12 protein-coding genes and 1 other RNA gene are annotated in these 14,229 nt (G+C 66.0%); 4 read left to right on the top strand and 9 right to left on the bottom strand.

Features of this window, described 5'->3' with window-relative positions; all coding sequences use genetic code 11:
* Positions 1-129: 129 nt before the first annotated feature.
* Positions 130-462 carry a thioredoxin TrxA gene (gene trxA, locus SMCB_RS05625; protein WP_045535697.1) on the bottom strand — a complete coding sequence of 111 codons (333 nt, stop codon included), beginning with the start codon at positions 460-462 and terminating at the stop codon, positions 130-132.
* A gap of 64 nt (positions 463-526) precedes the next feature.
* Positions 527-623, bottom strand: an RNA gene (gene ffs / locus SMCB_RS12440) — signal recognition particle sRNA small type.
* A 35-nt stretch (positions 624-658) separates the two neighbouring features.
* Between ffs and dnaX the strand changes: the two genes are divergently transcribed.
* The 3 genes from dnaX to recR all read left to right on the top strand — a co-directional run bounded on the left by dnaX (position 659) and on the right by recR (position 3,418).
* The gene (gene dnaX / locus SMCB_RS05620) at positions 659-2,398 is read left to right on the top strand and encodes a DNA polymerase III subunit gamma/tau (RefSeq protein WP_045535695.1); all 1,740 of its coding nucleotides are present in this window, start codon (positions 659-661) and stop codon (positions 2,396-2,398) included.
* A 67-nt stretch (positions 2,399-2,465) separates the two neighbouring features.
* Positions 2,466-2,798: a YbaB/EbfC family nucleoid-associated protein gene (locus SMCB_RS05615; protein WP_045535694.1), complete on the top strand. Its 333-nt coding sequence runs from the start codon at positions 2,466-2,468 to the stop codon at positions 2,796-2,798.
* A gap of 26 nt (positions 2,799-2,824) precedes the next feature.
* A complete protein-coding gene (gene recR / locus SMCB_RS05610; RefSeq protein ID WP_045535693.1) occupies positions 2,825-3,418 on the top strand; it encodes a recombination mediator RecR in 594 nt (197 codons plus the stop codon).
* 57 nt (positions 3,419-3,475) lie between these two features.
* Here recR and SMCB_RS05605 read toward each other — a convergent pair whose 3' ends face one another.
* The 6 genes from SMCB_RS05605 to SMCB_RS05580 form a co-directional block, all read right to left on the bottom strand.
* Positions 3,476-3,820: a DUF5368 family protein gene (locus SMCB_RS05605; protein WP_045535692.1), complete on the bottom strand. Its 345-nt coding sequence runs from the start codon at positions 3,818-3,820 to the stop codon at positions 3,476-3,478.
* A 36-nt stretch (positions 3,821-3,856) separates the two neighbouring features.
* Complete coding sequence (locus tag SMCB_RS05600) at positions 3,857-5,191, bottom strand: NAD(P)/FAD-dependent oxidoreductase (RefSeq protein WP_231851262.1); 1,335 nt, start codon at positions 5,189-5,191, stop codon at positions 3,857-3,859.
* A gap of 154 nt (positions 5,192-5,345) precedes the next feature.
* Complete coding sequence (pstB, locus tag SMCB_RS05595) at positions 5,346-6,128, bottom strand: phosphate ABC transporter ATP-binding protein PstB (RefSeq protein ID WP_045535689.1); 783 nt, start codon at positions 6,126-6,128, stop codon at positions 5,346-5,348.
* 89 nt (positions 6,129-6,217) lie between these two features.
* Complete coding sequence (gene pstA, locus SMCB_RS05590; protein ID WP_045535688.1) at positions 6,218-7,147, bottom strand: phosphate ABC transporter permease PstA; 930 nt, start codon at positions 7,145-7,147, stop codon at positions 6,218-6,220.
* Between the two features lie 6 nt (positions 7,148-7,153).
* Positions 7,154-8,065 (bottom strand): phosphate ABC transporter permease subunit PstC, encoded by a 912-nt coding sequence (pstC, locus tag SMCB_RS05585; RefSeq protein ID WP_045535686.1) that lies wholly within the window; start codon positions 8,063-8,065, stop codon positions 7,154-7,156.
* A 40-nt stretch (positions 8,066-8,105) separates the two neighbouring features.
* The gene (locus tag SMCB_RS05580; protein ID WP_045535685.1) at positions 8,106-9,119 is read right to left on the bottom strand and encodes a PstS family phosphate ABC transporter substrate-binding protein; all 1,014 of its coding nucleotides are present in this window, start codon (positions 9,117-9,119) and stop codon (positions 8,106-8,108) included.
* Between the two features lie 161 nt (positions 9,120-9,280).
* Here SMCB_RS05580 and ligA point away from each other — a divergent pair, with 161 nt between their 5' ends.
* On the top strand, positions 9,281-11,428 hold the full coding sequence (ligA, locus tag SMCB_RS05575) for an NAD-dependent DNA ligase LigA (protein WP_420834900.1): 2,148 nt from the start codon (positions 9,281-9,283) through the stop codon (positions 11,426-11,428).
* Between the two features lie 65 nt (positions 11,429-11,493).
* Here ligA and SMCB_RS05570 read toward each other — a convergent pair whose 3' ends face one another.
* Positions 11,494-14,220 (bottom strand): [protein-PII] uridylyltransferase, encoded by a 2,727-nt coding sequence (locus SMCB_RS05570; protein ID WP_045535682.1) that lies wholly within the window; start codon positions 14,218-14,220, stop codon positions 11,494-11,496.
* Positions 14,221-14,229: the final 9 nt, after the last annotated feature.

Below are 14,229 nucleotides of genomic sequence, written 5' to 3'. Positions count from 1 at the left end.
CTGGGCAGCTATGCCTTTTGCAACCAGTGGGCGAACAAAAACAAGCAACTCGCCAGCCGCCAACGGAACCCAACCCGCACGCTGCGCGCGCAGCGCCCGAACTGTGTGGGGGGCGGTGCGAGCGCCCAATCAGGCCAAGTTGGAGTCGATAAAGGCGCTCAGTTGCGCTTTGTTGAGGGCACCCACCTTGGTGGCGGCGACCTTGCCGTCTTTGAATACCATCAGCGTCGGGATGCCGCGAATGCCAAACTGCGCCGGCACCTGGCGGCTTTCATCGACGTTCATTTTGGTGATCTGCAGCTTGCCGTTGTAGTGGGTGGCCAGCTCGTCTAGGATGGGGGCGACGGTGCGGCAGGGGCCACACCACTCGGCCCAAAAATCGACCAATACCGGCAAGGAGGACTTGATTACGTCGGCATCGAAGCTGGCGTCGGTGACTTGCTTGATCAGGGGGTTGGCCATGTGGGTTTGCCTCGTCGTTGCGTCGCTGCAGTAAAAAGTGGGGCGGGATCGGGAAAGAATGAGGGGTGACGAGCCTCGACCCCGGCACTGGATTCACAGTTAGGGCTGCTTGGTTCCCCACCTGACCCGGTTGGCCGCTTCACCATGCGGGAAGGCCCGTCGGGTCTGATTGTAAGCCAGAGAATAGAATGGGCGCATGTCGTACCTCGTTTTGGCCCGCAAATACCGGCCGCAGAACTTTGCCCAGATGGTGGGCCAAGAGCACGTGGTGCAAGCGCTGAGCAACGCCTTGCGCAGCCAGCGCCTGCACCACGCCTACCTGTTTACCGGCACGCGCGGGGTGGGCAAGACCACGGTGTCGCGCATCTTGGCCAAATCGCTCAACTGCACCGGGCCCGATGGCGCCGGGGGTATCACGGCCGAACCCTGTGGCCAGTGCCCGGCCTGCCGCGAGATCGACGCCGGGCGCTTCGTCGATTACACCGAGCTCGACGCCGCCTCCAATCGCGGTGTCGATGAGGTGCAGGCGCTGCTCGAGCAGGCGGTCTATAAGCCGGTGCAGGGGCGTTTCAAGGTGTTCATGATCGACGAAGTGCACATGCTCACCGGGCACGCCTTCAACGCCATGCTCAAAACGCTGGAAGAGCCGCCAGCCTACCTCAAGTTCGTGCTCGCCACCACCGACCCGCAAAAGGTGCCGGTGACGGTGCTCAGCCGCTGCCTGCAGTTCAACCTGCGTCCCATGCCCCCGCCAACCGTGCAGCAGCACCTCGAGCAGGTGCTGCAGGCCGAGCAGGTGCCGTTTGAGGCCGGTGCGCTGCGCTTGCTGGCACGCGGCGCGCGCGGCTCGATGCGCGATGCCCTGAGCCTGACCGACCAAGCCATCGCCTTTGGCGCTGGGCAGCTGCAAGAGGCGGCGGTGCGCCAGATGCTGGGCGCGGTGGAGCGCGGCCATGCGCTGCGCTTGGTTGAAGCCTTGGCCGCCGGAGACGGCGCCAGCGTGGTGCAGACGGTGCAGGCCTTGCGTCTGCAAGGCTACGCCGCCGCGTCGGCGCTCGAAGAGATGGTGGGCCTGCTGCAGCGCATGGCGGTGCTGCAGGCGGTGCCGGCGCAGTTGCAGCCCCACGACCCCGAAGACGCCGACTGCGCCCGCCTGGCGGCTTTGCTGCCCCCCGACCAGACGCAACTGCTCTATAGCCTGTGCCTGCACGGGCGCGCCGAACTCGGGCTGGCCCCGGACGAATACGCGGCGCTGAACATGGTGCTGCTGCGGCTGCTGGCCTTCAGGCCCGAAGGGGTGGAAAAAAAAAGCCTGAAAAGCGCTGAGCCGTTTGATGCGGCGGGGCAGGGGCGGGCGGCTGCGACACCTTTGCCTGCATCTGCCCCCAGCACAACTGTTATCCCAACTGCCAGCCCCGCTCTCAGCCTTGTTGCCGACCCTGCAGTTGCGGAGCCTGAAACGTTGCAGCCTGCCGCGCAACCCCTGCCGGTGCCCAGCCCAGCCTCTCCCGAGCCGACGGGCGCTTCTGTCTCCCCAACCCCCGCCGACACAGCCCCTTTGCCCGATTTCTGGCAGAGTGTGGTCAGCGACTTGGTGCAGCGTGAAGCGGTGACGGCGCTTACGCGCGAGCTGGCCTTGCAGGCCGAGTTGGTGCGGCGCGAACCCGGCTGCTGGACGCTGCGCGTGGCGCAGGCGGCGCTGGCCAATGGCAGCGCGCGCGAGCGGCTGCAGTCGGCGCTGGCGCAGGCTGGGCATGCGGTGAGGCTGGAGCTGGAAATCGCCCCAGCGCACGACACCCCCGCCCAGCGCGCGGCTGCGGCTGCGCAGGCGCGTTTGCAAGCCGCGCACGACAGCTTGCTGCAAGACCCCTTCGTGCAGTCTATGCTGCGCGACTTTGGCGGCAAAATCGTGCCCGGCAGCTTGCAAGCGCTCTGAGCCACGAGCGGTTTGCGACAATCCCCTCAAAACCCTTCCAAATCCCCCCTCCAAACAAAGGAAACCCATGTTCAACAAAGGACAACTGGCCGGCCTGATGAAGCAGGCGCAAGCCATGCAGGAAAACATGAAAAAGGCCCAAGACGAGCTGGCCACGCTCGAGGTCACGGGCGAATCCGGGGCTGGTCTGGTCAAGGTGGTGATGAACGGCAAGCACGCCGTCAAGCGCGTCAGCATCGACCCCAGCCTGCTGGCCGAGGACAAAGACATGCTCGAAGACTTGGTCGCTGCTGCCTTCAACGCCGCTGTGCGCCGGGTTGAGGAAAATTCACAGGAAAAACTGGGCAAACTCAGCGCCGGCATGCCCAGCTTGCCCGGCGGCATCAAGCTGCCTTTCTGAGTCGGCCAAGCGCGATCGGCACACCCATGGCCAAAGCGCTCGAGTCGCTGTTGCGCGCGCTGCAAGGCCTGCCCGGGGTGGGGGCCAAGACAGCCTCGCGCATGGCTTTTCACCTGCTGCAACACGACCGCGATGGCGCGCTGGAGCTGGCGCGGGCGCTCACGCGCGGGGTGGCCGAGCTGCGCCATTGCACGCGCTGTTACACCTTCACCGACGCCGACCTGTGCCCCACCTGCACCGACCCAGCGCGCGACGACACCCTGCTGTGCGTGGTCGAAACCCCCGCCGACCAGGCGGCGCTGGAGCGCACCGGCGTGTACAAAGGGCGCTACTTTGTGCTCATGGGCAAACTCGGCCCGCTGGCGGCGCTGGGGCCGCAAGAAAACGGTGTGTTGCGCCTGCTCGAGCGCCTGCAAGGCGCCCAAGGGGATGCGGTGCGCGAACTGGTGCTGGCCACCAGTTTCACCGCCGAAGGCGAAGCCACCGCGCACCTGATCTCCCAAGCGCTCAAGGGGCGCGACATCAAAGTGACCCGGCTGGCGCGCGGCGTGCCGCTGGGCAGCGAGCTCGAGTACGTGGACTTGGGCACCATCGCCCACGCGCTGGCCGATCGGCGCTGAACGGTGCCGTTGATTGCCGTTCAGCGCCTGCCAGCCGTGGCCTTGCCCGGCGCAGTTTTATGCCGACTTTTTCAACCAAGTCAGCATAGGCCAAGTGAGCACCCAGAGCGCCACACCGATGCCCACCGCCGTACCGATGGCGAACAGCCAGTCGGCAAATTGATTGATGTCGGCAAAGCTCGAACCGGCCACGCCTGGGAACAAAACGAAGGCCAGCGCCATGGCGATGGCGCCGATGGCGGCGCTGGTGGGCAAGGTTTTGCGCCACTGGCCCTTGGGGGCGCGCACCAGCGCCAGCACCAGTGTGGCGCTCCAAACCACAGCCAACAAGACAAGCAGCCACAGCATGGGGAGCAGGATTTCGTAAGCGATGTTCAGGCCAAGCCAGAGGTTGTACAGCATGGTAGTGTTCTTTCTTTTGGGTTGATTTGATGGGGGTCAGGCGCGGCCGCGCAAAACGGCGATGTAGGCGGGTTTGAGCAGGCGCACCTTCATCACCCAAGCAAAGAAGCTGTCTTGCAGCGGATCTATCAGGGGCAGCGTGGGCACTAGGTTGCCGTCGTGGTCGAACTCGACCAACAGCGCCGAACCCACGCGGGTGATCAGCGGGCAGGAGGTGTAGCCGTTGAACTTCTGATCGGGGGCCTGGTTCTGGATGGCCCGAATCAGGTGGCCGGCCACAATCGGCGCCCCGCCCTTGACGGTGGCGGCGGTTTTGCCGCGCGGCGTGCCGTTGATGTCACCGATGCCGAATACGTTGGGGAAGCGCCGGTGTTGCAAGGTCTCCCGGTTCACCTCCAGCCAGCCGCCGCCGGCAAAGGGGCCTTCTTTCCACGCCAAGTCGCTGTTGCGCACCGCGTCCGGGGCGCTCATAGGCGGCACCACGTGGATGAAGTCGTAATCGATCGTGTTGACTTGGCCAGTGGGCTGGCCGGCATTGAAGGTGGTGAAGGTAGCGCGCCGGGCACCGATGTCGATGCCGGTCAGGCGCTGTTGCAGGTGGTGCGCAATGCCAAGGCGCTCAAAACGGCGACCGATGTCTTGGTGATAGACATCGACACCGAACAACGCCGCGCCGCCGGTGTGGTAGCTGATCTCGGCGCGCTCGCGCGTCCCCACTTCGCGCATTCGGTCATCGAGCAAAAAAGTGACTTTGACGGGTGCACCGGCGCACTTCATGGGGGTATGGGCAGCGGTCATGACGGCGCGCCCACCTGTACGGCGAAACGCGTCCATGAGCTTCCAGGTGCTGGCGGCGGACTGCGGGCTGGCATAGACCGAAGTCAGGCCGTTTTGCCCCAGCGCCGCTTCGTCCATGCCGGCGATGGCCTTGTAGTTGAGCTGCAAGCCCGTGGCCACGACCAGAAAATCGTAGCGGATGCGCTGCCCGCCGCGGGTGACAACGGTGTTGGCCGTGGGGTCGAACTCGGCTACGTAGTCCTTCACCCATTCGATGCCGCGCGGGTGGTAGCGGCTGTTGTTATGCAAGACCGCGCGCTCCATGGGCCAGATGCCCCCGGCCACCAAAGTCCAGCCGGGCTGGTAGAGGTGTTGCTCGCGGCCGTCGATGATGGTGATGCGCGCGCCCTCGAGCCCGCGCGCGAGCCGGTTGGCAATGGCGATGCCGCCGGCACCGCTGCCGGCAATCACGATGTGGGCCTGGGTGCGCACCCGGGCTTGGGCGCTGGCGCTCGCACCTGCCAAGGCAGCAGCCAGCGGGGTGGCGGCAAAACCGGCCAAGAGGCGGCGCCGGCCGATTTGTGAAAATTCCATGAACATTGTCTCCGGTTTAGGCTGACGAACCACATACCCTGCTGCGTATAGTTATGCGGAGCAGTGTAATGGCTCAGACCGGAAACAAAGAGCCTAGGTTCTCACTTTTTTGTCGGTGTATACCCTATACCCTATGGGTAATTTGCGACACCCATCAGCCGTAGCGCCCGGTGATGTAGTCTTCAGTGCGCTTTTGCTTGGGCGTGGTGAAAATCACGTCGGTGGCGCCGAACTCGACCAGTTCGCCCATGTGCATGAAGGCGGTGAAGTCGGACACCCGCGCCGCCTGGTGCATGTTGTGGGTCACGATCAGGATCGTGACCTTGTTTTTTAGCTGGCCGATGAGGTTTTCGATCGAATCGGTGGCGATCGGGTCCAGCGCCGACGTGGGTTCGTCGAAGAGCAGGATTTCGGGGTCGGTGGCCAGCGCGCGCGCAATGCACAGGCGCTGCTGTTGCCCGCCCGAGAGGTTGAAGGCCAAGGCGTGCAGCCGGTCTTTTACCTCGTCCCAGAGCGCCGCGCCGCGCAGCGCTTCTTCGACCTTGTCGTCGATCAGCGCGCGCTGGCGCACCCCGCGCACGCGCAGGCCGTAGGCCACGTTTTCGTAGATGGATTTGGGGAACGGATTCGGTTTTTGAAACACCATCGAGATGCGCATGCGCACCTCGATCGGGTCGATTTCGGGGCTGAGGATGTTGATGCTGTCGGGGTTGATGACGATCTGGCCCTCGTAGCGGTTGCCCGGGTACAGGTCGTGCATGCGGTTGAAGCAGCGCAAAAAAGTGCTTTTGCCGCAGCCCGAAGGGCCGATGAGCGCGGTCACGCAGTTCATGGCCAGCGTCAGGTTGATCGACTTGAGCGCCTGGGCTCCGTTGCCGTAATAAAAACTGAGGTTTTGGGCCACGGCTTTGGCTTCGGTCGGTGCAGTGGGTTTCAAGGCTAAGGGCTTTCGTGGTGGGGCAGGGCAGCGGCCTAACGGGCTAGGCGCTTAAGTAAAGGACTGGGGCTTGGCGCGCCAAACGCGGCTCACCAGCGGATGCGCTTGCGGTAGCGGTAGCGCAGCCAGATGGCGAGCGCGTTCATGGCCAGCGTGATCAGCATCAGCACCACGCCGGCAGCGGCGGCGAGCTCGTGAAACGCCGGCTGTGGCCGCGAGACCCAGTTGAACATCTGGATCGGCATCACGGTGAAGGGGTCCATGATCCAAGCGAATGAGATGAAGGGGAACACCTCGGTGACCGGTGCCGGCGGCAAGAAGGCGATGAAGGTGAGCGCGCCGATGGTGATCAGGGGCGCGGTTTCGCCCACGGCCGTGGCGGTGCCGATGATCACGCCGGTGAGGATGCCGCCTTTGGAGTAGGGCAGCAGGTGGTGGAGCGTGGCCTGCCCCTTGGTGGCGCCAAGCGCGTAGGCGGCTTCGTGGATGGATTGCGGGATCGAGCGGATGGCTTCGCGCGTGTTCATGATCACCACCGGCAGGATCATCAGCGCCAGCGTCAGACCCGCGGTCAGGATGCTCTGCCCCAGGCCCCACATGTGCACGAACAGCCCCAGCGCCAGCAGGCCGTAGATGATGGGCGGAACCCCGGCCAGATTGGTGATGTTGATCTCGATCAGGTCCATGAGCCAGTTGCGTTTGGCGTAGACCTCGAGGTAAATGCCGGCCGCGACACCGATGGGCACCGCCGACAGCACCGTGACCGAGATCACCAGAATGCTGCCGACCCAAGCCGACAAGATGCCAGAGCGGTCGGGGTGGCGCGACGGAAACGAGGTGAAAAAGTCGAGCGTGATGCGGTGGTAGCCGTCGGCGACCATCGAGACGATCAGCGCCAGCAGCACCAGCACGCAAAACAGCATGGCCAACAGCGCCGACAGGGCGAAGATGTGGTCCCAGCGCTTGTGCGCGGCGATCATGCTGCGCACGGCTTGGAGTTCTTGGGGGGCGATGCTCATGGCAGATCAATAGACCTCGCGGTAACGGCGGCGCAGGTAGTGCCCCAGAATGTTGAGCACCAGCGTCATCAGCAGCAGCACCAGACCGACGGCGAAAATGCTTTGGTATTCGATGGTTCCGTGCGCCACGTCGCCTAGCGCCACCTGGGCGATGTAGGCGGTCAGGGTGGCAGCGGGTTGGGTCGGGTCCAGCGTGAAGTTGGCTTGCTGGCCGGCGGCGATGGCGACGATCATGGTCTGGCCCAGCGCCACCGACATGGCCAAAATGTAGGCCGCCACGATGCCCGACAGCGCCGCCGGGAACACCACGTACCAAGCGGTTTGTAGGCGCGTAGCACCCATGGCGTAGGAGCCCTCGCGGATGTCCATGGGCACGGCGCGCATGGCGTCTTCGCTCATCGAGCTGACAAAAGGCACGATGCTGACGCCGATGACCAAACCGGCCGAAAGCATGTTGAAGCCCGACAGACCGGGGATGATCAGCGTCAGCACGGGCGTGACCAACAGCAGCGCAAAATAACCATAAACCACCGAGGGCACACCGCTGAGCATCTCGAGCGCTGGTTTGCAGACCTCGCGCACCTTGTGCGGGGCAAATTCGCCCAAATAAAGCGCGGCCAAGGTGCCCAGCGGCACGGCGACCAGCAAACCGATGGAGGTGACGACCAAAGTGGCGGTGACCAGCGGCAGGATGCCGTAGCGTGGCTCGGCAAAGAGCGGCGTCCACTGGGTGTCGGTAAGAAAGTCCCAGATCGAGACGTGGCGGAAAAAGCCCATCGACTCGACCACCAGAATGGTGACCACCGCCACCGTGATGGCAATGGCCGACAGGGCCGATAGAAACAATATAAATTGGACCACGCGCTCCTTGACGTGGCGCGAATGCTGCGGATGGAAGCGGGAGCGCGTGGTACTCATCAAGCTAAAAACCTAGGCTTAAACACAGATCGATGCACGATCAGCGCGGTTCGCGCTGCATCACTTCTTGAATGCGCACACCAATGGTGGGGGTGCCGGCAGCAAAGCGGGTACCGAAGCGGTTGTCGCGCAGGTGGCCGGCGGCGATGGTGTAGGCCTCGGCGGGCAGCGGCACGAAGCCGACTTCACGCGACAGGCGGGCGCCGTTGTTCAGGAAGAACTCGGAGAACTGGCGCACCTCGGGGCGCTGCAGCGCGCGCTCAGACACGTAGAAGAACAACGGGCGCGCCAGCGGCTGGTAGGTGCCGGCGATCACGTTATCCATGGTCGGGGCCACGGCGGCACCACCTGCTGCTGGTACCACGCTCACCGAACGCAGCCGGTCTTGGTTGGCCAGGTAGTACGCCATGCCAAAGTAGCCCAGCGCGCCGCGATCCCGCGCCACGCCCATGACGATCACGTTGTCGTCTTCGCTGGCCATGAAATCGGTGCGGCTCTGGCCGCTGCGGCCCATGATCGCTTCGGTGAAGTAGTCGAAGGTGCCCGATGCGGTGCCAGGGCCAAACAGCGTCAGGGCTTGGTCGGGAAAGCTCGGGTCCACTTGGCGCCAGTTGGTGATGCGACCGGTGGCGGCCGGCTCCCAGATGGTGCGCAGTTGCGCCACCGTGAGTTGACGCGCCCAAGTGTTGTCGCGGTGCACCGCCACCGTGAGGGCGTCGAAGGCCACCGGCAGCTCGATGAAGCGGATGCCAGCGGCGCGGCAGGCTTCGAGTTCGGCGGCGCGCGCTGGGCGCGAGGCGCCGGTGATGTCGATCTCGCCGCGGCAGAAGCGGGCGAAGCCGCCGCCGGTGCCCGAGGTGCCGACCGTGACCCGCACCGCGCCGCGTTGGGCACGCTGGAACTCTTCGGCGACGGCTTCCGAGATCGGGAACACGGTGCTGGAACCATCCACCCGCACGGTGGTGGGCGTTTGGGCCCAGGCGGTCGAAAAACCCACCACACCCGCCAAGGCGGCAGCAGTGGTGAGCGATAGGAAGGCACGTTTGCTTTGCATGGGGCGAACTCCGTAAGGATGGAACAAAAAACCAAAACTGCTGCGCGCACACCGAAGCGATCGCACAGCGCAATGCGGATGATGCTGATCGAGTGTGAAACTTCTGTGACTTTTGCAAGAAGCCAGCTGAGCTACGGCAAGGCTTGGTCTGAACCGCTGCGGTGGGACAATCGCTGCCCATGAACGCCCCAGCTCCTGAAGCCGACCCAGAAACCGCCTCCGGTGCCGATGCGCGCTGCCAGCGCCTGCACACCCTGCGGGAACTGCTGCACCACCACGCCCACCTCTACCACGTGCTCGACGCGCCCGAAGTACCCGATGCCCAGTACGACGCCTGGTGGCAAGAGCTGCTCGCGCTCGAGGCGCAGCACCCCGAGTGGGTGAGGCCCGACTCGCCCAGCCAGCGCGTGGGGGCGCCGCTGCGCGAGGGTTTTGCGCCGGTGTTGCACCGGGTGCCGATGCTGAGCATCCGCACCGAAACCGACACCCAGCCCAGCGGCGCCGAGGCCTTTGATGCACGCCTGCGCAAAGAGCTCGGCCTAACGGCCAGCGACGCGCCGCTGGAGTACCTGGCCGAGCCCAAGTTCGACGGTTTGGCCATCAACCTGCGCTACGAGGCCGGGCTGTTGGTGCAGGCCGCCACCCGCGGCGACGGCAGCACGGGCGAGGACGTGACGCACAGCGTGCGCACCATTGCTCAGATCCCGTTGCGGCTCGACGAACGCGTGCGCCCGGCACCGGCGCTGCTGGAGGTGCGCGGCGAGGTTTTCATGCGCCGCGCCGACTTCGAGGCCCTCAACGAGCGCCAGCGCCAGCGCATCGCGGCCGGGGCCAAAGGCGAAAAAACCTTTGTCAACCCACGCAATGCCGCCGCCGGGGCGGTGCGCCAGCTCGACCCGGCGGTGGCGGCCGGGCGGCGCCTGAGCTTTTTTGCCTACGGCTGGGGCGAAGCCCCCCCTTTTGCCAGCCAGTACGAGGGTTTGCTGGCGCTGCGCGACTGGGGCGTGCCGGTGTGCGAGCTGGTGCAGCGCTGCTGTGGGGCGCACGAGCTGGTGCAGTACCACCAGCGCCTCGGGGCCCTGCGCGACCAGCTGCCCTTTGACATCGATGGCGTGGTCTATAAAGTGGACCCAATCGAGCTGCAGCAGCAGCTGGGTTTCTTGACGCGCGAGCCGCGCTGGGCGCTGGCGCACAAGTACCCGGCGCAAGAGCAGTGCACGCAGGTGCTGGCGATCGAGGTGCAGGTGGGGCGCACCGGCAAGCTGACACCGGTTGCGCGTCTGGCGCCGGTGTTCGTGGGCGGCGTGACGGTGACCAACGCCACCTTGCACAACGCCGAGGAGGTGCAGCGCAAAGACGTGCGCGTGGGCGACACCGTGATCGTGCGCCGCGCTGGCGATGTGATCCCCGAGGTGGTGGCGGTGTTGATGGATGACGCACCGGATGCGCCGGATGCACCGGTGCGCGGCCCGGCCTGGCAGATGCCGCAGGCCTGCCCGGTGTGCGGTGCCGCCGTGCTGCGCGAGCCCGACTCGCCCGAGCAGCGCTGCGGCGCGGGTCTGGCTTGTGCGGCGCAGCGCCAACAGGCCCTGCTGCACGCCGTGGGCCGGCGCGCCTTGAACATCGAGGGCTTGGGCGACAAGCTGATCGAGCAACTGCTGCAGTCGCAAACGGTGCGCAGCCTGCCCGATCTGTACGGTCTGAGCTTGGGCGATCTGGCCGGGCTCGAGCGCATGGCCGACAAATCGGCGCTCAATCTGGTGCAGGCGATCGAGGCCTCGAAGCGCACCACCTTGGCGCGCTTGCTCTACGCGCTGGGCATGCGCCACGTGGGCGAGCGCACGGCCAAAGACTTGGCGCAGCACTTTGGCAGCTTGCAGCGCTTGCAAGAGGCCAGTGTGGAGCAGCTGCTGCAAGTGCCCGATGTGGGGCCAGTGGTGGCGCAAAGCGTGCATGATTATTTTCGCCAGCCGCAGCACCTCGAGTGGCTGGAGCAACTGCGCGCTTTGGGAATGCAGTGGAGCGAGACTGCGCCTGCCACAGAGGCAGGGCCTGAACCGGCGCCAGCCGGTGCGCTGCCGCTGAGCGGCAAAACGCTGGTGCTCACCGGCACGCTGCCCACGCTCTCGCGCGAGGCGGCGCAGGCCCTGATCGAGGCCGCCGGCGGCCGGGTGAGCACCTCGGTGAGCAAAAAAACGCACTACGTGGTGGCGGGTGCCGAAGCCGGCAGCAAGCTGGAGAAGGCGCTGGCGCTCGGGCTGCCGGTGCTCGACGAAGCGGGGTTGCGCGCGCTGCTGGCGCAGGGGTAGCGAGTTGGCGAGCCAGTGGGCCGGTTCGGGCGGGTTTCTGGCGGTATGCGGGCAGTTTGCGCCGGCTAGTCTTCCGCCTCAAGCGCGGCCAGCAGGTCGTGGTTGAGTTGCGCCTGCGCCCGCACCAGGTGCAGGTGCGGACCGCGAATCAAAAAGGTGTCTTCGACGCGCTCACCCAGCGTGCTCACCTTGGCCAACTGCACATCGATCTGGTGCTGCGCCAGCACGCGCGCGATGGCGTACAGCAGCCCGATGCGGTCGCTGGCCGACACCGTGAGCAGCCAGCGCTGGCCTTTTTCGTCGGGTTGCAGGCCCACGCGCGGCACGATCGGAAAGCTTTTCACGCGGCGAGACAGCCGCCCTTTGCCGGGCGCGGGCAAGGGGCCGCCTTGTTGCAGCGCCAGCGGCAGGTCGTTTTCCACTTGCGCAATCCATTCCCGGTGTTGCTCGGGCATGCTGGCGGGCAAGACTTGAAAGGTGTCGAGCGCGTAGCCGTCGAGGGTGGTGTGGATTTTGGCGTCTTGGATGCTAAAGCCACCGCGGTCGAAATACGCGCACACGCGCACGAACAGTTCAGCGTGGTCGGCGGTGTGCACCAGCACCTGCAAACCCTCGCCCACGGGCGATTGGCGCACGCGCACCAAGGGGGCCGGGCCCATCCCCACCTCCTCGCTCTGGCCCACCTCGTTGCGCTCGCTGCCGTGGGCCGTGGCGCGTTCGTGCAGGGCCTTGCTGATCTGGCGCGTGTGCCAGGCGATTTCGTCGGCCGAGTGGCGCATGAAGTAGCCCACGTCGAGCCGCTGCCACAGCCGCTGGTGCGCCTGCTGCGGCAAGGCGTGCAGCGCCAGCCGGGCCAGCGCCTCGCGTTTGCGGGCTTCGATTTCGGCCGCTGGGTCGGGGGCGCCGCCGCCGAGCACGCGCAAGGTGGCGTGGTACAGGTCTTCGAGCAGCTTGGCTTTCCAGGCGTTCCAGACCTTGGGGCTGGTGCCACGGATGTCGGCCACGGTGAGCAGGTACAGAGCGCACAGGCGCCGTTCGCTGCCCACGCGGCGGGCAAAGGCGGCGATCACGTCCGGGTCGGACAAATCTTCTTTTTGTGCCACCTGGCTCATGCTCAGGTGTTCGGCCACGAGGAAGCGGATCAGCTCGGCGTCGGCGCGCTCGAGGCCATGCAGGCGCGCAAAGCTGGCGACCTCGCGCGCGCCGACCTCGGAGTGGTCGCCGCCGCGGCCCTTGCCGATGTCGTGAAACAGCGCCGCCACGTAGAGCAGCCACGGCTTGTCCCAGCCGGCGGCCAAGCGCGCGCAAAAAGGGTATTCGTGCGCATGCTCGGGGATGAAGAAGCGGCGCACGTTGCGCAGCACCATCAGAATGTGCTGATCGACGGTATAGACGTGGAACAAATCGTGCTGCATCTGCCCCACGGTGCGGCGAAAAGCCCACAGGTAGCGCCCCAGCACCGAGGTCTGGTTCATGAGCCTGAAGGCGTGTGTGATGCCGCTGGGCTGCTGCAAGATGCGCATGAAGGTGGCGCGGTTGCGCACGTCGCGCCGGAAGGCGGCGTTCATCAGCCCACGCGCGTTGTAGAGCGCGCGCAGGGTGCGCGCCGACAGCCCGGTGATGCCGGGTGCGGTCTGGTGCAGTAAGAAGGTTTCCAGTATCGCTTCGGGCTGCTGCCAGTACAGGTCGTCGTGCACCACTTCGAGCATGCCGCCTTTGTCCAGAAAGCGCTCGTTGATCGGGGTCGGGGGCTGCACCGTGCCGCGCTCGCCGGCGTCGATGCGCTCTTGGATGTTGAGCAGCAGCACCTCGTTGAGCTGCGTCACGGCTTTGGCCGCCCAGTAGTAGCGCCGCATCAGGGCCTCGCTGGCGCGGCGTGCGCGCCGGGCGTGCAGGGCCTTGGGGCTGGGGGCGTCGTCGGCCTCGAGTTCGGCGCGGTAGCCAAAGCTGTGCGCCAGCGCCGATTGCAAGTCGAACACCAGCCGGTCTTCGCAGCGTCCGGCCAGCACGTGCAGGCGGGCCCGGATCAGGCTCAGCAGCGCCTCGTTGGCCTTGAGCTGGCGGCCCTCGAGCGCCGTGGCCAGACCGCGCTGCACCAGTTGGTCCCACGAATGGCCCAAGCCCGCCGCCTTGGCCAGCCAGAGGATGGTGTGCAGATCGCGCAGGCCGCCGGGGGACTCTTTGCAGTTGGGCTCGAGCGCGTAGGGGGTGTTTTCGTATTTTTGATGGCGCTGGCGTTGCTCCAGCAGCTTGGCCTGCATGAAGGCGCGCGCATCGAGGGCGTCGATCAAGGCGCAGACCAGCAGCTCAAAGGGCTTGCGCGCCCCGGCCAGCCAGCGGCTCTCGAGCAAGGCGGTCTGCACCGTGACGTCGGCCGCCGCTTCGTGCAGGCACTGCGCTTGCGTGCGCACGCTCGAGCCGATGCTCAAGCCCACATCCCAGCAGGCGCCGATGAAGGCTTCCAGCGCCGCCTTGACGGCCGGTTGGGCTTCGAGCTCGAGCGCCTCGGGCAGCAGCAGCAGCACGTCGATGTCGGAATGCGGAAACAGCTCGCCCCGTCCGTAGCCGCCCACGGCCACCAGCGTGCAGCCCGGCGGCAGCGCCGCTTGGCGCCAGAGCTGGCGCAGGGTGTCGTCGGCCAGTCGCGCCAGCCGCCGCAGGGGCGCGTGGATGCCGCGCGCCGGCCCTTGCCAACCGCCGATCTGCGCCCACAGCGCCGCCCGACCCTCGTGGTAGCGCTGGCGCAGCGCGACCGTGGCGACCGTGGCGATCGGGGTGCTAACGGGTGGCATGGCAGGGGT

Source organism: Serpentinimonas maccroryi (assembly GCF_000828915.1).
Lineage (GTDB): Bacteria > Pseudomonadota > Gammaproteobacteria > Burkholderiales > Burkholderiaceae_C > Serpentinimonas > Serpentinimonas maccroryi.
This window is presented reverse-complemented; position numbering and strand designations above follow the sequence as displayed.